General features: G+C 58.3%; 15 protein-coding genes. 12 read left to right on the top strand and 3 right to left on the bottom strand.

The features are described 5' to 3' along the window. Positions 1-23: 23 nt before the first annotated feature. On the bottom strand, positions 24-1,610 hold the full coding sequence (locus M017_RS0125230; protein WP_031501031.1) for an amidohydrolase: 1,587 nt from the start codon (positions 1,608-1,610) through the stop codon (positions 24-26). A gap of 67 nt (positions 1,611-1,677) precedes the next feature. Here M017_RS0125230 and M017_RS0125225 point away from each other — a divergent pair, with 67 nt between their 5' ends. From M017_RS0125225 to M017_RS0125195, 6 genes are all read left to right on the top strand, one after another. After that, positions 1,678-2,592 carry a glycoside hydrolase family 43 protein gene (locus M017_RS0125225; protein ID WP_031501030.1) on the top strand — a complete coding sequence of 305 codons (915 nt, stop codon included), beginning with the start codon at positions 1,678-1,680 and terminating at the stop codon, positions 2,590-2,592. Then, positions 2,589-3,188, top strand: a complete 600-nt coding sequence (locus M017_RS0125220) for an LOG family protein (RefSeq protein ID WP_031501029.1) — start codon at positions 2,589-2,591, stop codon at positions 3,186-3,188. Before M017_RS0125225 ends, M017_RS0125220 begins: the two co-directional genes overlap by 4 nt. Further along, positions 3,185-3,706: a thermonuclease family protein gene (locus tag M017_RS0125215; protein WP_051670859.1), complete on the top strand. Its 522-nt coding sequence runs from the start codon at positions 3,185-3,187 to the stop codon at positions 3,704-3,706. The genes M017_RS0125220 and M017_RS0125215 overlap by 4 nt, the downstream gene beginning before the upstream one ends. Positions 3,707-4,059: 353 nt before the next feature. Then, positions 4,060-8,475, top strand: a complete 4,416-nt coding sequence (gene rpoB, locus M017_RS0125205) for a DNA-directed RNA polymerase subunit beta (RefSeq protein ID WP_031501026.1) — start codon at positions 4,060-4,062, stop codon at positions 8,473-8,475. Between the two features lie 24 nt (positions 8,476-8,499). Beyond that, complete coding sequence (gene rpoC / locus M017_RS0125200) at positions 8,500-12,747, top strand: DNA-directed RNA polymerase subunit beta' (protein WP_031501025.1); 4,248 nt, start codon at positions 8,500-8,502, stop codon at positions 12,745-12,747. Between the two features lie 228 nt (positions 12,748-12,975). Next, positions 12,976-14,928 carry a hypothetical protein gene (locus tag M017_RS0125195; protein WP_031501024.1) on the top strand — a complete coding sequence of 651 codons (1,953 nt, stop codon included), beginning with the start codon at positions 12,976-12,978 and terminating at the stop codon, positions 14,926-14,928. Positions 14,929-15,198: 270 nt separating this feature from the next. Here the strand turns inward: M017_RS0125195 and M017_RS0125190 are convergent, their stop codons facing one another. Then, positions 15,199-15,918: a hypothetical protein gene (locus tag M017_RS0125190; RefSeq protein ID WP_155121622.1), complete on the bottom strand. Its 720-nt coding sequence runs from the start codon at positions 15,916-15,918 to the stop codon at positions 15,199-15,201. Between the two features lie 181 nt (positions 15,919-16,099). On the opposite strand from M017_RS0125190, the gene M017_RS0125185 reads away from it, so the two are divergent. Genes M017_RS0125185 through M017_RS28340 form a run of 5 tightly spaced genes read left to right on the top strand, consistent with a single transcriptional unit; the run spans position 16,100 to position 21,408 of the window. Further along, on the top strand, positions 16,100-17,335 hold the full coding sequence (locus M017_RS0125185; protein WP_031501022.1) for a BamA/TamA family outer membrane protein: 1,236 nt from the start codon (positions 16,100-16,102) through the stop codon (positions 17,333-17,335). Next, positions 17,332-17,910, top strand: coding sequence for a hypothetical protein (locus M017_RS0125180; RefSeq protein WP_031501021.1), 579 nt, complete (start codon positions 17,332-17,334; stop codon positions 17,908-17,910). The genes M017_RS0125185 and M017_RS0125180 overlap by 4 nt, the downstream gene beginning before the upstream one ends. A gap of 4 nt (positions 17,911-17,914) precedes the next feature. Continuing rightward, positions 17,915-19,282: a sensor histidine kinase gene (locus M017_RS0125175; protein ID WP_031501020.1), complete on the top strand. Its 1,368-nt coding sequence runs from the start codon at positions 17,915-17,917 to the stop codon at positions 19,280-19,282. After that, positions 19,222-20,550 carry a sigma-54-dependent transcriptional regulator gene (locus tag M017_RS0125170; protein ID WP_031501019.1) on the top strand — a complete coding sequence of 443 codons (1,329 nt, stop codon included), beginning with the start codon at positions 19,222-19,224 and terminating at the stop codon, positions 20,548-20,550. Before M017_RS0125175 ends, M017_RS0125170 begins: the two co-directional genes overlap by 61 nt. A gap of 9 nt (positions 20,551-20,559) precedes the next feature. After that, positions 20,560-21,408, top strand: a complete 849-nt coding sequence (locus M017_RS28340; RefSeq protein ID WP_031501017.1) for an aspartyl protease family protein — start codon at positions 20,560-20,562, stop codon at positions 21,406-21,408. A 266-nt stretch (positions 21,409-21,674) separates the two neighbouring features. On the opposite strand, the gene ggt is transcribed toward M017_RS28340, so the two are convergent. Then, a complete protein-coding gene (gene ggt / locus M017_RS0125160) occupies positions 21,675-23,372 on the bottom strand; it encodes a gamma-glutamyltransferase (RefSeq protein WP_031501016.1) in 1,698 nt (565 codons plus the stop codon). Between the two features lie 339 nt (positions 23,373-23,711). On the opposite strand from ggt, the gene M017_RS0125155 reads away from it, so the two are divergent. Beyond that, positions 23,712-26,540 carry a vitamin B12-dependent ribonucleotide reductase gene (locus tag M017_RS0125155; RefSeq protein WP_031501015.1) on the top strand — a complete coding sequence of 943 codons (2,829 nt, stop codon included), beginning with the start codon at positions 23,712-23,714 and terminating at the stop codon, positions 26,538-26,540. The last annotated feature ends 29 nt before the right edge of the window (positions 26,541-26,569 follow it).

Raw genomic sequence — 26,569 nt, 5'->3', positions numbered from 1 at the left:
GCCAGGATAACGGAGCACCTCGTCTATTTCTGAGGCTGCTCATCTTTTTTCCGCAAGACCGGATACTGGATGCCCAACTGTTCCAGGTAGCTGCTGTACTTGCTGGGATCGTAATAGTACTTGCGCATCTTCTCGCGATAGCTGTCCATCTTGTCGCGATTCAGCTCGATCGCCGGTTGATCGCTGGCGGAGATCAGGGGCTGGTACTTCTGATCCTTCGTCTGCACTTCGCGGAAGTACTTCCACGCTTGCTCCACCAACTCCGGTTGCAACAGATAATCGAGTGCCGTCGTGGCCTGTACCTTCGCGCCCACGGTTGATCCTTTATGGGCGATCGGGGTTGCCATCGAGATCGCGTCGGCCCAGCTATGGCCGGGCAGATTCGGAATATTGGCTGGATAGCGCAGATACACCATCGGCATCACCCAGGAGATGTCGCCCACATCGTCGGACCCGCCGCCCCTCCACGCCGCCGGGGCGTCCAGTGGTTTCACGCTGGTGGGGAGCGGGTCCACCTTGGGTGCTTGGATCTCGCGCTGCAACTCGCGGGCCAGCGCCTGATCCGCCTCCGTCCAGAGGGGCATGCCCACCAGTTCCATATTCTTCTGCTGCACTTCTGCCAGCGGCTTGTTAAAGTGATTCGGCCAGGCGGAGCCCACCACTCGCTGAGAAACGGTGGTGCCGGTGGCCATCGCCGCGGCCTTGGCCATGGTGGTGCCAAACTCGTGCAACTCCTTGATGCGTGCAAAGTCTTCTTCGCGGAAGTAATACCAGACGGTCGCTTCGCTGGGCACGACATTCGGTTGGTCCCCGCCGTTGACGATGACGTAGTGCGAACGCTGTTCGGGCCGCAAGTGTTCGCGCTTGTAGTTCCACATCACGTTCATGATTTCGACGGCATCGAGCGCACTCTTGCCTTTCCATGGGGCGCCTGCCGCATGGGCCGCCTCGCCCTTAAAGGTGAACTGGACCGAGACCAGTCCGCTATTGATCGCTGGATGCCCATAAGATGTCGCCAATTCCCGCCCGACATGGCAACCGAGCATGATGTCGACATCTTTCAGGAGCCCGGCCCGGATGTAGAACGCCTTGGTCGCCACCAGTTCTTCTGCAACACCCGGATAGAGTTTGATCGTTCCTGGGATCTTGTGCTTGGTCATCAGATCTTTCAATGCCAGCGCTGCGACAATATTCACCGCGTTGCCGGAATTGTGACCCTCTCCATGGCCCGGCGCTCCCTCAATAATCGGATCGTGGAATGCCACCCCAGGCTTTTGAGAAGCCCGCGGAATTCCGTCGATGTCGGTGATGAACCCGATCGTCGGCTTGCCCGATCCCCAACTCGCCACCCAGGCCGTCGGCATTCCGGCAACACCGCGTTGCACCTGGAAGCCGTTCTTCTCGAGGATGCCTGTCAGGTAGCGGGAGGTCTCCACTTCCTGAAAACCAAGTTCGCCAAAGCTGAACACCATGTCGACAATCTCCTGCACCATCTTGGTGCGTCCGTCGATATTGGAGATCGCTTCCTTTTTCAGTTGTTCGAGCGAAGGGCTTTGCGCGAGTAGCAGCGCCGGCACGGCAAGGGAGAACAGAGCGATGCGGAGTCTCATAGCCGTTTAGGTTACAACAGACGGCACAATGCAAAAATGGTGGTGGATTGCGACAATAAGGGCGTTTATGACGAATCAAAAGCTCTTTGCCCAACTCCTCGGCCTTCTGGTTCTCTGCAGTGCTCTCGCGTCAGCCAAAGATCGCTATCTGTTCTCTTTCTTTCGCAACAATGGCGAAGATGGCCTCTATCTGGCGGAAAGTACGGATGGCCTCAACTGGACGCCGCTCAATGGCGACAAGCCGGTCCTCAAGCCGGAAGTGGGCGAATCGAGACTCATTCGTGATCCGTCGATCACTCTCGGTCCCAATGGGGTCTATCACATGGTCTGGACCACCTCCTGGCAGGGCCGGACGCTTGGCTATGCGTCCTCTCGCGATCTCAAGACCTGGTCTCCCCAGCGCACCATCACTCCTTTCGGCGATTCTTCGGACGTCCTCAATTGCTGGGCTCCCGAGCTTTACTACGACGCTCCCTCCAAGAGCTATCTCATCATCTGGGCTTCGACCTTTTCCGGGAAGTTTCCAGCCACGCTAGGGCAGGGAAACAAAGAGTACAATCACCGTCTTTACTCCACTAAAACCAAAGACTTTCAGTCTTTTTCTAAAGCAGAACTTTTCTATGATCCGGGCTTCATTGTGATTGATGGAGCACTCTTCTGGGATGGAAAGCGTTATGGGATGGTGGCGAAAAACGAGACCCAGACTCCCCCGGCGAAATACCTGTTCCTGACCTTTGCCGACAGTCTGAATGGTCCCTGGACGCCGCCGAGTGCGAACATCAGTGGTCCGGAATGGGCTGAAGGCGCCAGCCCGCTCAAAATTGGTGACTACTGGTACATCTACTTCGACAAGTACCGCGATCACAAGTACGGAGCCATCCGCAGCAAAGATCTCAAGACTTGGGAAGATGTCAGCGCGCAGATTCGTCTGCCGAAAGGAATGCGGCACGGGACGGCCTTCCGTGCAGGCCGAAAGCAATGAAACGGATTTGCGTCTTCTGTGGCTCCAGCCGAGGCGCGCGCCCCGAATATTTGAGCGCGGCAACCACCTTTGGGGAATGTCTGGCGCAGCAAGGACTGGAGCTTGTCTACGGCGGGGCGCGTGTCGGGCTGATGGGCGCGGTTGCTGACGCGGTTCTCGCCGCTGGCGGCAATGTGATTGGCGTGATTCCGGAAGCGCTCATGGTGAAGGAAGTCGCCCATGGCGGGATCAAGGACCTGCGCGTTGTTGGCTCGATGCACGAACGAAAGGCGCTGATGGCCGAGCTCTCCGATGCCTTTGTCGCGATGCCCGGTGGCTACGGAACCCTCGAGGAACTCTGCGAGATCCTCACCTGGACGCAACTTGGTCTGCAACGGAAGTATGTGAGTGTCCTGAACACGCTCGGCTTCTTTGACCGGCTTCTCGATCTCTTCGACCATCTGGTTGCCGAAGGCTTTCTTCTGCCTGATCATCGTAACTTGCTACTGGTAGACAAGGACCCCGCACGCCTGATTCGCACCCTCCAAACCGCCAAGCTCCCCACGCTCCGTGAGAAGTGGGTTGAGGAACTGAGAAAGTCTGAGCTGCTCGATTGAGCGGGAAGGGAAAGAGGCTCGTCCAGCTCCTGATCCTCTGCCTTGCCTGGAATGCTTCCTCCTGGGCGGGGGAAATCCGGGGGCGCGTTGTCGGTGTGGTGGATGGCGATACGGTACGGATCCTGGTCGATCGGGAAGAGCGGCGGGTGCGTCTGGCCGGAATCGATGCTCCGGAAAAAGGGCAAGCTTTCGGGACACGTGCCAAGCAGGCGCTGAGCGAATTGGTGTTTGGGCGAGAGCTTGGGCTGATCGATCGTGGTCAGGATCGCTATCGAAGGACCTTGGCCATCCTCCGGCTGGACGACGGCACAATTGTGAATGAGTGGCTCGTCGAACAGGGTTGGGCATGGCACTACCGGCAGTATTCGAAGGACCAGAAACTGGAACGCTTGGAGACGGCAGCCAGAGAGGCCCATCGTGGCCTCTGGGTCGATCCTCATCCGCTTCCTCCCTGGGAATTTCGAAAGAAAAGCCAAGGAAAATCGATAAATCAAGTAGAAACAGGAACTTCCAGGTAAATCATCAGCAATCAGGTGCGATCGTGGAAGGGAAACTGTCCTTGGGCCTCATTTGACGATTGAATGACAGTCTGCTAAGCTAGCTTCTGTAGGGCTAGGTTAAGGCGCCAATTTTTGATCCATCTTCAAATTTGTGACCCGCTTCTCGAGACGGCGCGTACTGCGTTGTCTCGTTTTGCTGTTTCTAGCTCCAGATTTTTTCTTTTCCGTGTCTATGATCTGACATCGCTCGCCGGAGAGCCAGGGTTTTAGCCCCTGGGGCCGGTCGATGTTCCCCGCAGTATCTGTAGTCTCCTTCTTATTGATGAATTCGTCAGCTTGACGATTGCCCACGCAGCCAGAGGTTCGAACGAATGCAACAGTCTTCTTCTACACCGGCTTATCGCCCAAATCAGCCGATTACTCGAGTCGACTTCTCCCGAATCAAGTCCTCCATTCCGATCCCTAACCTGATCGAAGTGCAAAAGCTCTCCTACGAGCGCTTTCTGCAGATGGATTTGCTTCCGGATGAACGCGACGAAATCGGTTTACAGAGTGTTTTCAAGAGCGTCTTTCCAATCACAGATTTCCGCGGTCTTTCCCAACTGGATTTTGTCGATTACGCCATCGGCAATTGGGAATGCAAATGTAGCGCGCTGAAGGGGCTCAACCACCTTCGCAGCGTTTGCCGCCAGTGCGGCTCCACCATCAAGACCGATCCCTTCCATGCCGGCGATGTGCTTTGCCACCATTGCGGCACCTTCAACAAGAACATCGTTACCTTCTGCAACCGTTGCGGTGACCCGGTTGGCCTCCAACTGAAGTACGACATTCCGGAGTGCGAAGAGCGCGGTATGACCTTCTCGGCTCCGCTGAAGGTCACCATCCGGCTCACGGTGTACGACAAGGATCCGGACAATCCCGATCCGAAGGCCAAGACCGTCCGCGACATCAAGGAACAGGAAGTCTTCTTCGGCGAAATCCCGCTGATGACTCCCAACGGCACCTTTGTCATCAACGGCACCGAGCGCGTCATCGTCAGCCAGCTCCATCGTTCCCCGGGTGTGTTCTTCGAGCGCGTTCCCGCAGCCGGATACCATCTCGGCAAGATCATCCCGTATCGCGGTTCGTGGGTGGAGTTTGAATACGACAATAAGAACTACCTCTTCGTTCGCATTGACCGTAAGAGAAAGTTCTACGGCACCGTGTTTCTCCGCGCGCTTGGTTTCAAGAGCGATGAGCAGATCATCAAGGCCTTCTACACCGACACCCTGTCGCGCATCAGCCTCAAGAAGGGCAAGCTCATGCTCGGGGTTGCCGATTCTCTGCGCAACCAGAAGCTCAGCTTTCCCATCCTGAACAAGGCTGGCGAAACGATCGTCACCCAGGGCAAGAAGATCACCTCTTCGGTCTTCAAGCTGATCAAGGAAAACAAGGTCACTGAAGTGGAAGTGGCCCCGAACGATCTCGAAGGCGCGCACTTTGCCGCCGACGTCATCGACATGGAAACCGGTGAGATCCTCGCCGAAGCGAACCACAAGCTGACCGAGACCCACTTCTCGAAGTTCCTCGATGCCAGCATCGAGAGCATCGAAATCTTCTTCCCCGAGCGGGACGAAGTCGGTGTCGTCATCAGCGAGACCATCCGCAAGGATGAAAAGAAGAGCCAGGCCGAGAGCCTGCTTGAAATCTACCGCAAGCTACGGCCGGGCGATCCGCCTACCCTCGACACGGCGACCCAACTCTTTCAGGGGATGTTCTTCGACCCCCGCAAGTACGACTTCTCGCGCGTCGGCCGCATGAAGTTCAACATCAAGATCCACGACGACGAAAAGTTCGTTCCGGAAGGCTGGGTCGAAAAGCAGGAAGAGCTGAAGAAGGACGGCAAGCAGAGCTTCACCAACCCGCTCGATCGCCGCACTCTCGATCACGGCGACTTCATCTCGACCATCAAGTACCTGCTCAAGCTGCGCCGCAGCATCGGCGCCGTCGATGACATCGATCATCTCGGCAATCGCCGCGTCCGCGCTGTCGGCGAACTGCTCGAGAACCAGTTCCGCATCGGTCTGGTCCGCATGGAACGCGCCATCAAGGAAAAGATGAGCGTGTACCAGGAGATGTCCACTGCCATGCCGCACGACTTGGTCAACGCCAAGCCGGTCATGGCGGCCATCCGCGAATTCTTCGGCTCCTCGCAGCTTTCGCAGTTCATGGATCAAACGAATCCATTGTCAGAAATCACCCACAAGCGCCGTCTCTCGGCTCTTGGACCGGGTGGTCTGTCGCGCGAACGTGCTGGTTTCGAAGTCCGCGACGTCCATCCGACGCACTATGGCCGCATCTGTCCAATCGAAACGCCGGAAGGTCCGAACATCGGTCTCATCTCGTCGTTGTCCTGCTTTGCCCGCATCAATGATTACGGCTTCATCGAATCGCCCTACCGGCGTGTCGAAGACGGCCATGTCGTTGACGAAGTGAAGATCCTGAACCCGGGCGACACCTCCTATAAGGTCAATGACATCATCAAGCGTCATGAGCTGGAGAAGGCGAATAAGGCTCTCGGCAAGGACAAGCAACTTGCGGAATTCGAGTCCTACTCCGACTATCTGAGCGCTTGGGAAGAAGACAAGTACATCATCGCGCAGGCGAACATCCCGCTCGACGAAAAAGGCAAGATCACCGCTGAGCTGGTCAACGCCCGTCAGGCCGGTAACTTCGTGTTGAAGACGGTCAACGAAGTGCAGTACATGGACGTCTCGCCCAAGCAGCTCGTCAGCGTCGCCGCCTCATTGATTCCGTTCCTTGAGAACGACGACGCGAACCGCGCGCTCATGGGTTCGAACATGCAACGCCAGGCCGTACCGCTGCTCCGCGCCGACTCTCCTGTCGTCGGAACCGGTATGGAGAAGGTCACCGCCCGCGACTCGGGCGCGGTGGTCATCTGTAAGCGTGCCGGCATCGTCGATTCGGTCGACTCCGAACGCATCATCGTTCGCGTGGACGGCGGCGGCGTGGCCGAAGGCCAGATGTCGCGCGAAGTCGGCGCCGACATCTATCCGCTCACCAAGTTCAAGCGTTCCAACCAGAACACCTGCATCAACCAGAAGCCGATTGCCTACATTGGGCAGCGCGTGCGCAAGGGCGATGTGCTGGCCGACGGTCCTTGCACCGACGCCGGCGAACTCGCTCTCGGCCGCAACGTGCTGGTGGCCTTCATGCCCTGGCGCGGTTATAACTTCGAGGACGCCATCGTCATCTCCGAAAAGATGGTGAAGGAAGACTACTACACTTCGATCCATATCGAAGAGTTCGAAATCGAAGCCCGCGACACGAAGCTCGGACCGGAAGAAATCACCCGCGACATTCCGAATATCTCGGAATCCTTCCTGCGCAATCTCGACGAGAGCGGCATCATCCGCATCGGCGCGACTGTGAAGCCGGGCGACATTCTCGTCGGCAAGGTCACGCCGAAGGGCGAAACCCAGTTGACGCCGGAAGAGAAGCTCCTCCGTGCGATCTTCGGCGAAAAGGCCGGCGACGTGAAGGATGCCTCGCTGTACTGCCCGCCTGGAATCGAAGGCGTGGTGGTTGATGCGAAGGTCTTCTCGCGTAAGGGCGCTGATCTTGACGAGCGCTCGAAGCTGATCCAGGAGGAAGAGGTCCAACGCCTCGACCGCAACCTGGCTGACGAAAAGCGGATCCTGAACGACGAGCGTTCAAAGCGTCTCGAGAACATGCTCGGCGGCCGCATTCTGCAAGCCGACCTGCATGATGAAAAGACGAACAAGAAGCTGCTCTCCAAGGGCCAGGAGATCACCCGCGACCTGCTGGAGAAGATGCGTTCGCGCGACTTGAAGCGCATGCGCCTCGACAAGAAGGACCCCCTTCTCAACGAGAAACTCGACGAGATCGAAGACATGACCTCGCGTCAGATCGCCGTTCTCGAAAAGATCACCGAAGAGAAGAAGGCGAAGCTCAAGAAGGGCGACGAACTGCCCCCGGGTGTCATCAAGCTCGTCAAGTGCTATATCGCGATGAAGCGCAAGCTCAGCGTCGGTGACAAGATGGCCGGCCGCCACGGCAACAAGGGTGTCATTGCCCGCATCGTTCCCGAAGAAGATATGCCCTATCTTCCCGACGGCACGCCTGTCGAAATCGTGCTGAATCCGCTCGGCGTTCCTAGCCGTATGAACGTCGGTCAGATTCTCGAAACCCACCTCGGTTGGGCTGCCCGCGCGCTCGGCGTGAAGTTCGCAACACCTGTATTTGACGGCGCCACGGAGAAGGATATCAAGGAGCAGCTCTCGAAGGCTGGCCTGCCTTCTTCGGGCAAGATCAAGCTGGTCGACGGCATGACCGGTATGGTCTTTGAACAGCCTGTCACTGTCGGCTACATTTACATGCTCAAGTTGAGCCACTTGGTGGACGACAAGATCCACGCGAGAAGCATTGGACCGTACTCGCTCATCACTCAGCAGCCGCTGGGCGGTAAGGCGCAGTTCGGTGGACAGCGCTTCGGTGAGATGGAAGTCTGGGCGCTCGAAGCTTATGGCGCCGCTTACATCCTGCAGGAACTGCTCACTGCCAAGTCGGATGACGTTTACGGCCGCGCGAAGATTTACGAAGCCATCGTCAAGGGTGAGGCTGCGGCCGAACCTGGAGTCCCGGAGAGCTTCAACGTATTGATTCGCGAGTTGCAATCGCTCTGTCTCGACGTCGAACTGATGAAGATGAAGAAACTCACGGAAGACGAAGACGCTCCCGTGGACACCGCCCTGGCGGCGGACTAGTGGAAAGGGAAAGGAGCTAACAATATGTATCGTTCATCCCCCTACGATCGTGCGAATATCATCGCGGACTTTGACTCGATCCGCATCTCGTTGGCCTCGCCGGAGAAGATCATCAACTGGTCTCACGGCGAAGTCACCAAGCCTGAGACGATTAACTACCGCACCTTCAAGCCGGAACGGGACGGTTTGTTTTGCGCCCGCATTTTCGGACCGGTAGCGGACTGGGAATGTCTCTGCGGTAAGTACAAGCGCATGAAGCACCGCGGCGTCATCTGCGACAAGTGCGGCGTTGAGGTCACCCTCTCGCGCGTGCGTCGGGAACGTCTCGGCCACATCGAACTCGCTAGCCCCTGCTCGCACGTCTGGTTCTTCAAGGGCCTGCCGTCCAGGATCGGTTACCTGCTCGACATCACGCTGCGCGAACTCGAGCGCGTGCTCTACTTTGAAGCCTATGTCATCGTCGAACCGGGCGAGGCGCACACCGCCGTCACCCGTGGCGAAGTCATCAGCGACGAGCGCAAGCGCGCTCTCGACCTCGAGTTCCCCGGCGGCTACACCGCCATGATGGGCGCCGAAGGCATCAAGGAACTGCTCAAGAAGATCGACGTCGATACCCTCTCCGTCGAAATTCGCGAGCGCATGAAGACTGAACAGTCTGCGCAGAAGAAGCTGAAGTTTGCCAAGCGTCTGCGCGTCACCGAGAGCTTCCGCAAGTCCGGCAACAAGCCGGAATGGATGATCCTCGATGTGCTGCCGGTCATTCCTCCCGACTTGCGTCCGCTCGTTCCGCTCGACGGTGGCCGTTTTGCCACCTCCGATTTGAACGACCTCTACCGTCGCGTCATCAACCGCAACAACCGTCTGAAGAAGCTGATCGAATTGCATGCTCCCGACGTCATCGTGCGCAACGAAAAGCGCATGCTGCAGGAAGCTGTCGACGCTCTGTTTGACAACGGCCGCCGTGGCCGCGTCCTCCGTGGCGCAAACAACCGCCCGCTGAAGTCGCTCTCGGACACCCTCAAGGGCAAGCAGGGCCGTTTCCGGCAGAATCTTCTCGGCAAGCGCGTCGATTACTCCGGCCGTTCGGTCATCGTGGTGGGTCCGGAATTGAAGCTGAACCAGTGCGGTCTTCCGAAGAAGATGGCGCTCGAACTCTTCAAGCCCTTCATCTACCATCGCCTCGAACAGCGTGGACATTGCACCACCATCAAGCAGGCCAAGGAACTCGTCGAACAGCAGGATCCGGTCGTTTGGGACATCCTCGAGGAAGTCATCAAGGACCATCCGATCCTTCTGAACCGCGCTCCTACCCTCCATCGTCTCGGCATCCAGGCCTTTGAGCCGGTGCTGGTCGAAGGCAAGGCGCTCAAGCTGCATCCGCTGGTTTGTACCGCCTTCAACGCCGACTTCGACGGTGACCAGATGGCCGTGCACATTCCGCTTTCGCCGGAAGCACAGATCGAAGCATCGACGCTGATGCTCGCCTCGAACAACATCCTGTCGCCTGCTCACGGCGCGCCGATCGCGACGCCCACTCAGGACATGGTGTTGGGTCTCTACTACCTCACCAAGGCTCGTCCGGGCACCAAGGGAGAAGGCCGTACCTTCGCCTCGGTCGACGACGTTTTGATCGCGCTCGAAATGGGCGAAGTCGAAACCCTGTCGCCCATCCGCCTGCGCTACACCGGCAAGGTGATCGACCTGACCAAGGCCTTTGACTCGCAGAACGTCATGCACACCGAACCGGTGGAATACGTGAAGCAGTACATGGACACCACGGTCGGCCGCGTCATCCTCAACGACGTATTGCAGCGCGCCATCTCCAGCATCTCCACCGAGCCCATCCCGTACCTCAACGGTCTTCTCAAGAAGAAGGGCCTCACGCAGATGGTGCATTATTGCTACCTGCGTTTTGGCCTGCAGGCGACGGTTGTCATGCTCGACGACGTCAAGAGCCTCGGCTTCCACTACGCCACCCGCGGCGGCGTCTCGATCGGCATCGACGACATGGTCGTGCCGAGCGTCAAGCCCAAGCTCGTTTCGGACGCCGAAAAGATGGTGATCGAAGTCCAGCAGCAGTACAACGACGGCGCCATCACCAACGGCGAACGCTACAACAAGACGATCGAAATCTGGCAGCGCGCCAACGACCAGGTCTCCGACGCCATGTTCAAACTCATGGAAGAGGACGACCGTACCGGCCGCTACCTCAACCCGATTTACATCATGGCCGACTCGGGCGCTCGTGGTTCAAAGCAGCAGATTCGTCAGCTGTCCGGTATGCGTGGTTTGATGGCCAAGCCGAACGGCGAAATCATCGAAACCCCGATCACCGCAAACTTCCGCGAAGGTCTGAACGTTCTCCAGTACTTCATCTCGACGCACGGCGCCCGTAAGGGTCTGGCCGACACCGCGCTCAAGACGGCGGACTCGGGTTACCTCACACGCCGCCTCTGCGACGTCGCTCAGGACGTGATCATTTCTGATCTCGACTGCGGCACGCAGGAAGGCATCTTCGTCGAGCCGATCATCGAAGCCGGTGAAATCATCGAACCGTTGCGTGACCGTATCATCGGCCGCGTAGCGCAGGAAGATGAAGTCGATTTCGAAGGCCAGATCATTGTCCGCGCCAACGAAGAGATCACCGAAGAGAAGGCCTCTGCGATCCAGGGTGCTGGTATCGAGCGCGTCAAAATTCGCTCGGTGCTCACCTGCGAATCCAAGCGCGGCGTCTGCCAGCTCTGCTACGGTCGCAACCTCGCCACTGGCCGCATGGTCGAACGCGGTGAAGCGGTCGGTATCATCTCGGCTCAGTCGATCGGTGAACCCGGCACGCAGCTCACCATGCGTACCTTCCACGTCGGCGGTACGGCCAGCTCTCAGTCGGAGCAGTCCACGCAGGACGCCAAGACCGATGGCTTCATCAAGTACGAAGGCATGCTTGTCGTCAAGGACAAGGTAGGCCAGGCGATCTCGATGAACCGCTCCGGCATCCTGGTCATCGTCGATGACCGTGGCCGCGAAAAGGAACGCTACCCCGTTGTATACGGCGCGAAGATTCTGGTCGAAGACGGCGCACCCGTCAAGCAGAATCAGATCGTGCTCGAATGGGATCCCTTCTCGTTCTCGATCCTCACCGAAGTCACCGGTACGGTGCACTTCAAGGACATGATCGATCAGGTGACCATCACCGAGCAGGTGGATGAAATCACCGGCATGAGCCAGTTTGTTGTCATCGATGCAACCGACGACAAGAAGGTTCCGGCTGTGATCATCAAGCAGGCTGGCGGTTCCAAGGCCGACGAACGCAAGTACCTCATGCCGACCCACGCGCACATGCTGGTGCGTGACGGCGAAGAAGTACACGCGGGCGACGTGCTGGCAAAGCTGCCGCGTGCGACCACCAAGACCAAGGACATCACCGGCGGTCTGCCGCGCGTTGTCGAACTCTTCGAGGCCCGCAAGCCCCACGATCCGGCGATCATCGCCGAGATCAACGGCGCCATTCACTTCGGTGAATTGGTGAAGGGTTATCGGAAGATCTCGATCACTGGCGACGACGGTACCGTGAAGGATTACTCGATCCCCCGCGGTGTCCACATCAACTTCCAAGAGGGCGAACGCATCAAGGCGGGCGACCCCTTGATGGACGGACCTCGCAACCCGCACGACATCCTCGCGGTGCTCGGCGAAACGGAACTGCAAAAGTACATGGTCAATGAGATCCAGGAAGTCTACCGGCTTCAGGGTGTGAACATCAATGACAAGCACTTGGAAGTGATCGTTCGTCAGATGCTGCGCTGGGTGAAGATCGACGAGATCGGCGACACCGAATTCCTTCCTGAGGAAACGGTCGATCGCTTCAAGTTCAAGGAAGAGAACACGCGCGCCATTGAGAGCGGTGGCCGGCCGGCCCGGGGCAACCCGATCCTGTTGGGCATCACCAAGGCGAGCCTCTCGACCGACAGCTTTATCTCGGCTGCGTCCTTCCAGGAAACCACTCGCGTACTCACCGAAGCCGCCATCAACGGCAAGGTCGATTACCTGCGCGGTCTCAAGGAGAACGTCATCATGGGTCGTCTCATCCCGGCTGGTACGGGTATGGAGCACTACCGCAAGGCGAAGATCGCTGGTGAAGACATCGTCGACACCGTCGAGCAGGAACCGGAGAACATCATGGATTCGTTGTCAGCCTATGACGACGACGCCAAGAGCCTGTTCGCTGGTGGTCTGGACGACGACGGCGACCTCGGCATGGGCGACGTCGAGTAGTCAAAGTTCACAAACGAACCCAATGGATGGCCCGCTGGCAGAGATGCTAGCGGGCCATCCGCATTTCCTCTCGCGCTTTGCTCACGATCGCAAGGGCAGGGAAAGTTGAATTACAGAAAGTGATTGGAACAGATGTAATTCTACATACAGGAGAGGCGAGCAATCTGATATTGCAAGCAGGAAGGCTGAAGTTCGCTTTTCTCCGCGTTTTGACCCGAGGAGATAGTGATGTTCAAATATATTCTTGCCTTACTCTGCACGCCGCTCTCTGCGCAGATCATGGGCATACGTGTGACCGATGCGCCGAATGGCGATCGCGTTGTCGTTCAATCCACCACACAAGACGGACTCGAGGTCAGCGAGCAAGCTTTGCAGCGTACCCGAACGCCAGGTGAGTGTATTGTGCTGAGTGTTGGCAGTGGTCAGGGAGCGAGAACGATTCCATGTCCGGACCTCTACATTGCGCGTTACGCGCCCAATGCCTCAACGCCAATTGCAGCCACTTATTTCGGAGGTGTGGGCAGTGAGTCGGTTGAGGCAGTTACGGTAGATGCCACGGGGAATGTATTTGTAGCAGGTTACTCCGATTCGCCCGACATCGCTGGCGGCTATCTGCTCACGATGGATCCAACCCTATCTACACTCAGGAGCTTGCGAAAGTTAGGTGAAAATTTCCGGCCTTCCGCACTTGCCGTTGGTAGCGGACGCGTCTATGTTGGAGGGCGTTCGAGTAACCGTCCTGCCGTGATGTCCTTTGCAGGGAACGAAGAGAGCGCAACTTGGACGGTCGAACTCTCTGAGACGCCGGCCGAACTGCCGGCATTAGCGATGGCGACAAGCGGCGACGCCTTGGCGGTCGTCAGCTCGGGTTCCGATCCGAGTTTCGAAAGTTATGTCGTCCGGCTCAGGGCGAGCAGCGGGGAACAACGCGCCCGCTTTACACTTTCCTCCCGCTTCTCTGCGCCAGCCCTTCGTGCGGTCTCTGCCATTGCGGCGCTCCCGGGCGACGGCCTCATCCTAGGCGGCACGGCGTATCTCCACGGCTACGATGCCTATGTGCGTACCGGAACCGGATTCTACCAGCGCTTGAACGCCAGTCTGAACGCGGTCGAAGGCGAGCAATATCTCGGAAGCTCCATCTCTGCGCTGCGCGCCAGTCCAACTGGAATCATCGACATCCTCGGCGCTTCTGACACCGGGCTTGCCACCACCGCAGACGCCAAGAACCCCTGCCGCTCCATTGCGGTGGAGAGCTTCTACGCCTCGCTCGATTACGCGTCCGGTTCTCCCGCGCTGGTCAGCTATCTGCGTAAGAACTCGGTGACGGCTAGCTTTGCCGGTTTCGCCAACAGCGCTGCAAGCTTCTTCGAGAATGGCCAACTGGATACCGTGTCACTACGAGAACAATCTGGCGCAACCGAAGCGAGTCCTTGCCTCGACGCCTTCCTCGAGAGTTACGCGGTCACGCTCCATCAGGCGAGCTATCCAGCTCAAACCTATGGATACAACACGCAGAATGTAGCACCGGGCGAGTTAGTGACCGTGTTTGGTTCTGGCCTCAGCGTAGGGCAAGCGACCTTTCCACCTGAGACTCTCGGTCGTTTGCCGATGGAGGTGGGAGGAACTGAGATTCTTGTCGACGGAGCCCCTGTCGGGATCATCGCGATTGCGCCAACCGCAGTATCCATCGCCCTGCCTTTCACGATTGCCGGCAAGCCGGAGATTCGCCTCGCCGTTTCGCGCAACGGAAAGGTCTCGGAAATCACGCGAATGAAGGTGGTGGCCTCTTCCCCTTCGCAACTTGTGACGGCGACGCCCAGTGGCTATCGACTCGGAGCCTTCAATAGCCGCGGTCTGGTGACAGAGGCTAACCCTGTTGCACCTGGAGAGGTCATCGACGTCTATTTGCTCGGCGGGGGGGACTTGGATCATTCGCTGGACCCGGCGCGTGTCACGGCCAAAGTCGACGCAGCTCGAGCGAAGCTGAAGGTGGTCGCATCGATCAGTGGTGCTGGCGAGCAGGCCGTGAGCTTTGCCGGTACGGTGGAGGGGCAACTCCCCGGCCTGATGCAGATCAAGGTGCGGCTGAACTCCGGGTTCAATCTGCACGGTCCTGCGACTCTTGAGATCGCCGTGGACGGAAGGATCAGCGCAAGTACGATCTGGTTCAAGCCGCTCTAAGTCGGCGAGCTCATCGTCTGAGCAGCGCACATAGAATGCGGAATTGCGTTTTCCGCTAATCTGGCGGAAGCCCTTCACGCGATCGAGCAGCAGCTACCGCAAGCGTGGGGATCAGATGTTGTACCGCTGCAACGCTCGAGCGCCGTTACCGCAAATCTCCTTGAAGGGGCTGGTGCTTTCCTGAACAGAGTTGTAGAATCATTCTGCATTAACCACCAACCCTGAAATGCAAAAGCCTCACCGGCCCCCTCCTCCGGTGGGACTTTTGCTTTAGAGCGACAGCTTCCCTTGGTAGACCATTTCCTTGAGGTTGAATTTCACGTCCACCTCAAGCGGCCCCATCAGTGTCTTAAAGACAATCTGCTTATCGTCCGGGTGCAGATTCAGCTCCTCGCGGCGGAACACGAACAGCACCACCTGTCCATTCACCGTCTTCTGTAGCCGCACTTCCGCAGGCTGAAACACCCGATCGTTGCTCAACTTCAGTGTGGTCATCTGCGTCAAACGCTCCTGGAGATCCTCTTGCATCTCTTTGCGGCGTTCGGCATCGGGCATCTTCTGTCCCCGGCCGACGTCGCCCGCCATTGGCATGCCCAGCACCGAGACCACTACATTCTCCGCGCGCTGCTCCTGATAGAGATCCTGCAGTTTCAAGCGGAGCTTCGCGTCGCTCACAGCCGCCGAGGTCTCAAAGCTCACTCGCACTGGAGGCAGGCGGAGCGGCGTGCCCCCGGCGCCTCCTGCATTTGTACCCATCGGACCCACACCGCTCATGTTGCCAGAACCCCCACGAGATCCCATTCCCGCCGAGCGCGAACTCCGCGCCACCTTCGGGTCCATGAAGGGTGTCGTCGATTTCACCCACGGAGATTCCTCGAGGATCTTAGTGGCCTCAGGCTCGGTCCATTCGGCTGGCTGCTTCGACTTCCAGAAATCCGCTGCCACCACTGCGCCTGCGCAAAGGACTGTTGCTGCAATCAGGTATCTCATCACTTCCATTGAATCGCAGTTCTTCGCCCTCCGAACGATGGAATTGTAAGAAGATGTGAAGCTCGCAACAGTGTCGCAATCTGGTGACACATGAGTGTGCACAGCACACACACATTCTTGTAACTCCTTTTAGAATCAACACGATCAAGATTGGTCGACAAGCTGCATAAGAAGGAAACAGATGAAGTGCCTCTTCGCCACCCTCGTGGCTTCCACGGTTCTCCTGGTCCCCTTCGGGAGGGCCGTGGCTTTTCAAGATACGAATGTGAACTCGCGCTACCGCATCGAGTTAATTACGATCGACAACGGCACTCATCCTCCGAGCGAAGCGCTGCAGCGAGAGCTCGACCGCCTGGTCGGCCGTCCTTACCGGACAGAAACTCTCGATGCCGTAGAGCGCCGCGTGCGCCTCGAGTATCCCAGCTACCGGGTGACGAGAGTCGTGGCCAAAGGCGGGATGCAGGATCACATCCGGGTTCGCTTCGAGCTCGAATCGACGCGCAAGATCATCGATTTCAGTAGTCCGCGCTTCTCCTATCATTCACAGCAACAGTTCACCTTCGGCGCCGGTGCTGACCTGAATTTCGAGCGGGCCAGTTTCAACTTCGGGCTCATCACCGACAACAACGAACGGGTGGAGCGCTACTCCGGTTATCACGGCGCCGTGGTTGCGCCCATCGCCCATAGCCGCTTCAAAGTCGCACTGCTCGGCGAATCCTACCGGACGCAGTGGAATCGCAAGACGCTCATGGTTTCTGATGCTCTCTACCGCACTAGAACTAACATTGAACCCACTCTCATTTATGACATTGCGCGCGGTCTTGAGCTGCGCGCCGGGTTTAGCTTCAACAATTTAGAAATGCAGTTTCCGGTCGCGAGAGACCAAGCTGTCAATGCCGTAATCACGACTCTGCGCTACTCACGGCAGTGGCAGCTTGGCCTTACTGGCACACAAACGCTGGAGGCAGGTTACAGCCTGCGCGCGGCCGCCAGTTTTCTTCGGTCCGATTTCGACTATCGGCGTCACATGGGCGAGGCTCGCTTTACCCTCGCCTCAGGCAACTCCGAGAAGTCTACTTCGAGCCTTAGTTTCAGTAGTTTGGTGGGTGCCATCGACGGTAGCGCCCCCGTTTTAGACCGCTTCGTGCTGGGCAATACACACACCCTGCGCGGTTGGAATCGCTTTGACCTGGCTCCCGCCGGGGCCGATCGGGTCATCCACTTTTCGGCGGACGGCCGCTATCATTTTGTCCGCGCTGTCTACGACACTGGAACGCTTTGGAATGCGGGCCGTCCAAAAGTGTTGCGGCATTCTCTCGGTGTTGGAGTTGTCGTCAGTGGAATCACGGCTATGGTTGCTTTCCCAATCCGGAATGGCTCAATGGAACCCATCTTTTTGGTGGGGATGAATTTTTGATCCCAGCGCGTAGCATCGCGCTGTACCTCTCGCTGCTCTTTCCGCTGGCGGCCCAGTCCCTCGCGCCCAAATGGAACGATGGACAACTGGTTGCAACGGCCCTCAATGTCCGCTTTCTCGAAGGCAAAGCGCTCGATCGCCTGAAAAACGGACAGAGCGTCGCCTTTGATTTTCAACTGCAACTTCTTGACGGCCAGAAGACCCTGGCCCGCTCGCTCGAACGCTTTGTACTCAGCTACGACCTCTGGGAGGAGACCTATTCGGCGGTGCAACTCTCTCAGGCTTCGCCACGCACGCCCGTCTATTCCACGACCCGTCTGAAGTCCGATGCCGTTGCCAACTGGTGTCTGGGCCGCATGAAGCTGCGGCTGAATGAGGCCGACAAACAGAAGCCGCTCACCTTGCAGCTGGAAATCCGCAGCACTGGAGCGAAGATCGCCAACCCGCTGCGCCCGCAGGGTACAGTCGACCTGGGCGTGCTGGTTGAAATCTTCTCGCGGCCTCCCGACCCCAAAGAGGCCCGCTTCACGGCACAATCGCAACCCTTTACCCTAGGATCATTGGCGACGCCCTAACCCCATGCGAAGACTGCGCGACAAACTGCTTCTGCTCTTCCTCCTCGCTACCTTAGCGCCCATGGGGGCCACGCTCTATGTCTCGCTGCGGCTCTTGAACCAATCGCTCGACCTCGCGCCAATCACCGAACTGGAAGAATCCACCACGCAGTTAGAAGCGTCCGGCAAGTTGCTCTACCAGACCGCTCGCGAACTGCTGCGCGAGAAGGCGAAGCATCATGAGATTGAAGCGCAGCCGATGCCCAGCATCCGGCTTGAAGAAGGCGAGGCAGAACGCGTTTTCCTCGATGGGGCCGACATTGTGTTGCTGCGGCCGGAAGGAGCCTATCGCCTCAGGCTTGGCAGCGTTCGCCTGTCGCAGTTGCAATTGGATCTGGCGCGCAGCAGGGAACTGATCGCCTCCCATCAGGATCGAAACTGGAAGCGCGGCTTCTTCCTTACCCTCGCCTCTGTGGCGGGTGGCATCTGGGTGGTCGCACTGCTGGCGATGCTTTACTTCACCGCCCGGGTGACCCAACCTATTCAGAACCTCACCCGTGCCTTGCGGGAATTTGCCGCAGGCAAGCGCAACACGCTTGCGGTATCGGGACGCGACGAGGTGGCTGAGGCAATCACCAGCTTCAATGACATGTCGGAGCAAATCGAGCGCAGCCGCGAGAAGTTGCTGTACTTCACCCGCCTCGAATCCTGGCAGATGCTGGCCCGCAAGATGGCCCACGAAGTGAAGAACTCGCTGACGCCAATCCGCCTGACGGTCGAAGAGATGGTGGCGCGTAGCCATCCCGACGAGCGGCCCTTTCTCGAACAGGCTTCGCAGATTGTCACCGATGAAGTGCAGACGCTCGAGCGCCGCGTGCGCGCCTTTGGCGACTTCTCGAGCGAGCCGCCGCTGATGCTGGTTTCCCTGGATGTTGACGCCTTGGTGGAAGAGCGGGTGGCTTTCCTCAAAACCGCACACCCGGAAGTGATCTATCGAACTCAATTCGAGGGCGGGGAAGCCGTGGCCGACCCGGACCTGCTGAAGGGCATCCTGACGAATCTGCTGGAAAACGCAGCCGATGCGGTGGGCCGTGGCGGCGTGATCCGGGTGAGTACGGAAACGCTGGCCGGCGGCGTGGCAATCACGATTGAAGACTCCGGGCCGGGCTTGAGCCTGCTGGCCCGGGAGAGTCTCTTCCAGCCCACCATCTCCTTCAAACGTACGGGAATGGGCCTGGGCCTTTCGATTGCCAAGCGCAGCGCGGTGTTGATGGGTGGAGATCTTGAGTTCGTAAAAAGTTCCCTAGGAGGGGCAGCGTTCCGCTTGCAGATATGGCAAAACGAATCCTTATCGTCGATGACGAAGAAAATATTGGCCGCTCCCTTCGCCTGATTCTGGAGCGCGAAGGCTATTCGGTATTGACGGCAAACTCGACGGCGGCTTTCCAGCAATCGCCTCGAGCCGACCTCTACATGCTCGATGTGCGCCTGCCCGATGGCAGCGGCATCGACATTCTGCGCCAGGTCATCGGGCAACAGCCGGAGGCGCCGGTGTTGATGATCTCGGGCCACGCGACCATTGCCGATGCGGTCGATGCGGTGCGTGCCGGGGCCTTTGATTTTCTCGAGAAGCCGCTGTCGCGCGAGCGGGTTTTGCTCGCAATCCGCCATGCCTTTGAGCGCACCGAACTGAAGAAAGAGAACATCCAGCTCCGCGAGCAACTGGGCACCGGCCCCCGGATGATTGGCAACTCGCCGGCCTTCCAACGCGTGGTGGAGCAGGCAACGCTCGCGGCCCGCGCCGATGCTCGTGTCTTGTTGATTGGCGAATCGGGGACGGGTAAGGAACTGCTGGCTGCGCACATCCACCAGTCGAGCCCCTTTGCTTCCGGGCCTTTCGTCAAGGTAAACTGCGCGGCGATTCCAAATGAGTTGATCGAGAGCGAACTCTTCGGTCATGAGAAGGGTGCCTTCACCGGCGCGACGGCCATGCGGCGGGGGAAGTTTGAGCTGGCCGATGGCGGCACTCTCTTTCTCGATGAGGTGGGCGACCTGGCCAGCGCCAGCCAGGCAAAGCTCTTGCGCGTTTTGCAGGAAGGCGAGTTCCACCGGGTAGGCGGAGAGCAATCGATCAAGGTACAGGTGCGCGTGGTCAGTGCGACCAATAAGGACCTGCAGGCGCTGGCCCAGAAGCAGCAGTTTCGCGAAGACCTCTACTATCGCCTCGCGGTGGTGCCGATCCGGATGCCCAGCTTGCGCGAGCGAGTGAACGACATTCCGGCGATGGTCGAATACTTTCTCGATGAGTTCTGCCGCCGCAATGCGTTTAAGCCGAAGACAATCTCTCCGGCGGCGCTCGAGGCGCTGGCGAATTATCACTGGCCCGGCAATGCCCGCGAACTCCGCAACATTGTTGAGCGAATGGCGATTCTGACGCCGGGCGATGCGATCGATGAGGAGTCAGTTCCGGTGGAGATTGAGATTGCCGGGATCAGCCGCAATTCTTTGCACGAGGCGCGCGAAGGCGCTGAGCGGGAAGCGTTGCTCAAGGCTCTCGACGACAGTGGCTGGAATGTTTCGCAGGCTGCCCGGGCACTGGGCCTCGAACGGACCAACCTCCACAAACGAATGAAAGCACTCCAACTGGCGCGGAGGAAGTAAGCTCAAGAGATGCTGCTTCTGGCATTGCTCTTGACGATTGAGTTTCCCTTCCGCTTTGCCTCCCCGGAGATTCCGCTGGTGCTGATCGAGGTGGGAGTGAACGAAGGACGGCCGATGATTGCTGTCCTCGATACTGGCCAAGGCGTCTCTCCGCTGCTGCTCTCCGATGTGCAAGCCAAGCAACTGGGCATCGCCTATCGCGAAGAAGACCGGGTGGCGAATACCTTCGGCATCGGGCCCAACAGTGGGCCTCGTATCTATAAGGCGCGCATCCAATCGATGCGGCTCGGTGGGCAAACGCTCCCGGCCATGGATATTGGTGTCACCGACGCGCTGCGGCCGATTGCCGAAGCGATTGAGCAGCCACTGTCAGCCAATCTCGGCTATCTCTTTCTCAAGGACTATACGCTCGTGCTGAACTACCGCTCGAAGGTGGTGCTTCTGTCGAGCAACGCCCTCACCAAGGGCACCTCCTTTACGCTGGGCAGCAGAAAGCCGCTTGCGATCATCGAGGGGCGCATCAATGGCCAAGGCCCTTATCGATTTGCTGTCGATACCGGAGCGTCGAACTCTGTGCTTTCGCAAACCCTCGCGCAACGGCTGATGTTGCCGCACGGAATTCCGGTTCCGGTGATGGGCGCTTCCGGCTCTTCAGCGGGCTACATGACCAAGGTGCAGAACTTCGACATTGCCGGCCGCCGCTTTGCGGATTTCACCTTTGCTACCGGCGATTTCTTCGACGCGATGAGCGCGGCGGCCGGAGCAACCGTCGATGGCGTGCTGGGAGCGAACGCGTTTCAGGATGCGGTGCTGACCATCGACTATCCGAATCGCCGGCTGAGCATCACGCAGCCTTAGGGTTGTCGTGGGCTTTTGAGACGCGCAAGCGGGGCGAAGACATTCATGATCTTTGTGAGCCACACCAAGCAGTGAGGAGGTTGAAGCCATGAGTCCTTCTCTGTCAGAATGCCGACTTGCGTCCGATTCTGTTGCCCAGATCTGGGTCTGTTCGGAAACGACTTCTAAGGTAGGTCGTGTGGCATCATCGGCCAAGTCGTTCGCTCTTGGTGGATGATGCGCTTCCGTCAGTCTGGTATCGCTTCAGCGTCTCAAACGCGAATGTCTTAGGGGATCGCCGGCAACTGCGCGACTGCGGCGGAATCGGTGCGCGGGTCGGCGCCGGCAAAGTTCACACCGCGCTTCTTGTCGTGCAGAACCGCCTCGCCATTGCCGACCGTGCTCGAAAAGCCAGGCAGCGGCGTAATGAGGTGGCCGCGCTTCTGGAGATCCAGGCGAACCGATTCAGGAATGCGGGTTTCCATCTGGACATCGCAGCCCTCAAATGTCAGCTTCGTGAAGCGGGCGCTTTCAAGCGCCATCTGCACATTCATCTTGAAGTCGACGATATTGGCGACAAACTGCGCGTGGGCCTGCGACTGGTTCCAGCCGCCCATGATGCCGAAGCCGATCGTGATGTCATCCTTCTGCATGAAGGCCGGGATGATGGTGTGCAAGGGGCGCTTGCGGCCCATGAGCGTATTTGGCTTGTCGGGGCTGAGCTCGAAACCCGCGCCACGATTGTGGAAGGAGAAGCCCGCTCCCGGGGCGACCATGCCGGTCCCATAGCCGGCGTAGTTGCTCTGGATCAGCGAGACAATATTGCCATCCTTGTCGACGACGGACAGATAGATGGTCTCCCTGCCTTTGGCGTTGAGGCTTTGGCTAATCTCACTTGGCAACACCTTGCAACTGGCCTTGTCCATCTGGATCTGCTGGGCACGCTTGGCCGCCAGCTCTTTGGACAGCATGGCCGCGACGGGCACGGCAGTGAAGCGAGGGTCGCCGACGTAGTGGGCCATGTCGGCATAGGCAAGCTTTTTTGCTTCGATCATGACGTGGAGAGCTGCCGTGGAATTGGGGCCGTAGTCCCCGATGGGGAAGCTCTCCATGATATTCAGCATCGAGAGAGCGGCGACCCCCTGTCCGTTGGGCGGCAGTTCGTAGATCTTCCAGCCGCGGTAGGTGGTGGAGATGGGGTCCACCCATTCCGGCTCATACTCCGCAAAGTCTTCCTTCGTGTGCGTGCCGCCCTGAGCCTGGAGGAACTTCACCATGTTCTCGGTCATGCTGCCCTTGTAATAGGCGTCCCGGCCCTTTGCCGCGATCTGGCGGAAGCTTTCTCCGAGGGACGGGTTCTTGAAGGTGTCGCCCAGTTCAGGCGTGACGCCTCCGGGCTGATAGGTGGCCGTGTAGCCGGGTTGCTTCAGGAGTTTGTCGCTGATCCAGCTTTTGGCTCCCCACTCTGGCATTGAGAATCCATTCTCGGCATAATAGATAGCAGGGGCGAGCAACCTCGAGAAGGGCATTGTGCCGAAACGCTTGCGTAAGGCATCCCAGCCCGCGACGGCTCCGGGTACGGTAATGGCGTGGACGCCAATTGGATCGATTTTGTCGATCCCTTTCGATTTCAGATATTCCGTGGTCAGCGCCTTCGGGGTCCATCCACTTGAATTCAGGCCGTAGAGTTTGCCTGATTTGGCTTCGTAGTAGATGGCAAACAGGTCGCCACCGATCCCATTCACATAAGGTTGGGTCAGGCCCGTCATCGCATTGGCAGCAATCGCGGCATCCACCGCATTGCCGCCGGCTTCGAGGATTTTTGCGCCAGCCTGAGAGGCAAGGTATTGCGGTGCGGCTACGATCCCATATTTTGAAACGATCATCGACCGTGCTTGGTCCCGTGCAGATACAGGTGTTGCCGGAAGAGGAGTTTCTTGTGCCGAGAGGATCGAGAAAGCGAGAGCGAGGGCGAGGGGGCGCATGGGTTCTACAGAGTGTAACGCTGAGGCCTGTTTTTCGCAAAAAATGGTTTCTCACACGGATTCTTGGTTCGCTTCGATTTCTACCGATCACCTGAGGTAAGCTCCTATGTTTCGAGAGGCTTAGGACGTGGAAAAGAAGTGCAAAAAAAGAGGGGAAATGTGGATGAAGTCTGCGAAATCCGCAAGTCGTTGCACCGTATATAGATATTTCTCTTGATGTCACACAATATCTTGTGTCATCATCGCTACGCACCCGGAAATCGCAAGCCTAGCCCGTTTGCTTACTGTCCCTTCTCGGCGCACCCGATTTTTAGTAGAATTAAATGAGGTTTTAGTATTATGGGTCAACTTGCCGTCGCTCTCGGAGCGAAAATTCCAAAGGCTAAGCGCTCTCTCCCCAGGTCCGCACGGACTGGGGTGAATTTCCCGCGCTATTTCACTGCCAAACTGGATGCCGGAAAGACCCCATATGACGACGTCATGTGGGAGAAGCGTACTGCCACGATCGGGAACTCGACGGGTGCCGTCGTGTTTGAACAGCGTGATGTGGAGGTTCCCTCCGATTGGTCGCAAACCGCCACCAACATTGTGGCGAGCAAGTATTTTCATGGGAAGCTGGGTTCGCCGGAGCGCGAAACCAGTGTGAGCCAGCTCGTGCATCGAGTGGTGGACACGATTGCCGATTGGGGCATCAAGGACAGCTACTTTAAGACGGCAACGGATGCAGAGAATTTCCGGCAGGAACTCGCGCATCTGATGCTGACGCAGAAGGCGTGTTTCAACTCGCCGGTCTGGTTCAACGTTGGGGTCAAAGAGCAGCGTGGCTACGGTTGGGTGTGGGATGAATCGACGCAGCAGATTCGGAAGCTGTCGACAGGGGAGCACCGGCCGCAGTGTTCGGCTTGCTTCATCAATAGCGCGGGTGATTCGCTCGAATCGATTCTCGATCTGGCCAAGACCGAGGGCATGTTGTTCAAGTGGGGTTCGGGGACGGGTTCCAATTTGTCCAGCCTGCGGGAAGAGAACGCAATTCTGTCGGGTGGCGGACGCGCTTCGGGGCCGCTGAGCTTCATGCGTGGTTTCGATGCGTTTGCGGGCGTCATCAAGAGTGGCGGTAAGACCCGCCGCGCCGCGAAGATGGTGATTCTCAACACAGACCATCCGGACGTCGAAGAGTTCATCTGGTGCAAGGCAAAGGAAGAGAAGAAGGCTCATACTTTGATCGACGCCGGCTATGACGCGGGCATCGACGGAGAAGCCTATACGAGCATCTTCTTCCAGAACGCGAACAACAGCGTGCGTGCGGACGACGAGTTCATGGACGCGAGCGAACGCAACGGCGAATATTGGACCAAGAGCCGCGTCACTGGTGCGCCGGTCAAGCGTTACATGGCCAAGGACCTGCTGCGCCAGATTGCCGAAGCCACCTGGAAGTGCGGCGACCCGGGCATGCAGTTTGACACGACAATCAACAAGTGGCACACCTCGAAGAACACGGCACGCATCAACGCATCGAACCCTTGCAGCGAGTACATGTTCCTCGACGACTCGGCTTGCAACCTCGCCTCGTTGAACCTGATGAAGTTTCTTGGTCCCGATGGCCGTTTTGACGTCGAGGCTTTCCGCCACGCTGTCGACACTTGCATTCTGGCCCAGGAGATCCTGGTCGACAATGCAAGCTACCCGACCGACAAGATCGGCAAGAACTCGCACGACTATCGCCCGCTTGGCCTTGGCTACGCAAATCTCGGTACGCTGCTGATGGCGATGAGCATGCCCTATGACAGCGATGAGGGCCGCGACATGGCCGGCGCCATCACCGCCGTGATGTGTGGACAGGCTTATCTCACCAGTGCTCGCACGGCAGAGGCTGTGGGCCCGTGCCCTGGCTATGAGATCAACGAGGAGCCCTTCCTTGAAGTGATCCGCATGCACCGCGATAGCGTGGGCAAGATCAGCAAGAAGCATGTGCAGCCCGATCTGTTGAGCGCGGCGCACGAAGTTTGGACCAACGCCTATGAGCTGGGCCGTGGCACTGGCTATCGCAACGCGCAGGTGACTGTGATTGCGCCCACCGGCACGATCGGCTTCATGATGGATTGCGACACCACCGGCATCGAGCCCGATCTGAGCCTGGTGAAGTACAAGAAGCTGGTGGGCGGCGGTGTGATCAAGATCGTGAACCAGACGGTGCCGCAGGCGCTGATCAAGCTGGGCTATCAGCCCGAGCAGGTGGAGAAGATCGTCAGCCACATCGATGCAACGGGCACCATCGAAGGCGCGCCGGGCTTCAAGGACGAGCATCTGGCGGTATTCGATTGCAGCTTCCGCCCGATGAACGGCAAGCGCTTCATCCACCACATGGGCCACGTCAAGATGATGGCGGCCGCGCAGCCCTTCATTTCCGGTGCGATCTCAAAGACCGTGAATATGCCGGAAGAGTCGACCGTCGAAGACATCGCCGATGCCTATCTGCAGAGCTGGAAGCTGGGGATCAAGGCCGTTGCGATCTATCGCGATAACTCGAAGCGGGCACAGCCGTTGTCGAGCGGCACGGGCAAGGGTGAGAAGAAGGCGGGGCCGAGCCAAGCCGATGCGAAGCCGGAAGCTCAGATTGTCGAGAAGATCGTCTATCAGGCCAAGCGCCGCAAGCTGCCTGAGGAACGGGATGCGAAGACGCACAAGTTCTCGATCGCCGGTCATGAGGGCTACATCACCGTCGGCTTGTTTGAGGACGGTACGCCTGGTGAGATCTTCATCACGATGGCCAAGGAAGGCTCGACGATTTCGGGCTTGATGGATAACTTTGCGACGGCGATCAGCTATGGCCTGCAGTATGGAGTGCCGCTGAAGTTCTATGTCGATAAGTTCAGCCATGTGCGCTTTGAGCCGTCCGGCTGGACGGGGAACCCGCAGATTCCTTATGCGAAGTCGATCATGGACTATATCTTCCGTTGGATGGGCGCGAAGTTTATGGGGCCGGAATACGCCTTGGGCGAGGCTGGAGAGGCAACGACCTTGAAGCCGACCGAAGAGAATCCCCAAAAGGAACTCTTTGGGCCCAGTGTTGCGGATGCCCCGTCGTGTGCGGAGTGCGGTGGCATGATGACTCGCAATGGGAGCTGCTATAAGTGTGGCAATTGCGGTTCCACCAGCGGCTGCAGCTAAATCCGGATTGCACTCAAGAACAAAGGCCG

Source organism: Bryobacter aggregatus MPL3 (assembly GCF_000702445.1).
GTDB classification, from domain to species: domain Bacteria; phylum Acidobacteriota; class Terriglobia; order Bryobacterales; family Bryobacteraceae; genus Bryobacter; species Bryobacter aggregatus.
This window is presented reverse-complemented; position numbering and strand designations above follow the sequence as displayed.

Excerpts from the sequence above, each read along its gene's own strand:
- M017_RS0125230 (WP_031501031.1), bottom strand. The coding sequence starts at position 1,610 with ATGAGACTCCGCATCGCTCTGTTCTCCCTTGCCGTGCCGGCGCTGCTA.
- M017_RS0125225 (WP_031501030.1), top strand. The coding sequence starts at position 1,678 with ATGACGAATCAAAAGCTCTTTGCCCAACTCCTCGGCCTTCTGGTTCTC.
- M017_RS0125220 (WP_031501029.1), top strand. The coding sequence starts at position 2,589 with ATGAAACGGATTTGCGTCTTCTGTGGCTCCAGCCGAGGCGCGCGCCCC.
- rpoB (WP_031501026.1), top strand. The coding sequence starts at position 4,060 with ATGCAACAGTCTTCTTCTACACCGGCTTATCGCCCAAATCAGCCGATT.
- rpoC (WP_031501025.1), top strand. The coding sequence starts at position 8,500 with ATGTATCGTTCATCCCCCTACGATCGTGCGAATATCATCGCGGACTTT.
- M017_RS0125195 (WP_031501024.1), top strand. The coding sequence starts at position 12,976 with ATGTTCAAATATATTCTTGCCTTACTCTGCACGCCGCTCTCTGCGCAG.
- M017_RS0125190 (WP_155121622.1), bottom strand. The coding sequence starts at position 15,918 with ATGAGATACCTGATTGCAGCAACAGTCCTTTGCGCAGGCGCAGTGGTG.
- M017_RS0125185 (WP_031501022.1), top strand. The coding sequence starts at position 16,100 with ATGAAGTGCCTCTTCGCCACCCTCGTGGCTTCCACGGTTCTCCTGGTC.
- M017_RS0125175 (WP_031501020.1), top strand. The coding sequence starts at position 17,915 with ATGCGAAGACTGCGCGACAAACTGCTTCTGCTCTTCCTCCTCGCTACC.
- M017_RS0125170 (WP_031501019.1), top strand. The coding sequence starts at position 19,222 with ATGGCAAAACGAATCCTTATCGTCGATGACGAAGAAAATATTGGCCGC.
- M017_RS28340 (WP_031501017.1), top strand. The coding sequence starts at position 20,560 with ATGCTGCTTCTGGCATTGCTCTTGACGATTGAGTTTCCCTTCCGCTTT.
- ggt (WP_031501016.1), bottom strand. The coding sequence starts at position 23,372 with ATGCGCCCCCTCGCCCTCGCTCTCGCTTTCTCGATCCTCTCGGCACAA.
- M017_RS0125155 (WP_031501015.1), top strand. The coding sequence starts at position 23,712 with ATGGGTCAACTTGCCGTCGCTCTCGGAGCGAAAATTCCAAAGGCTAAG.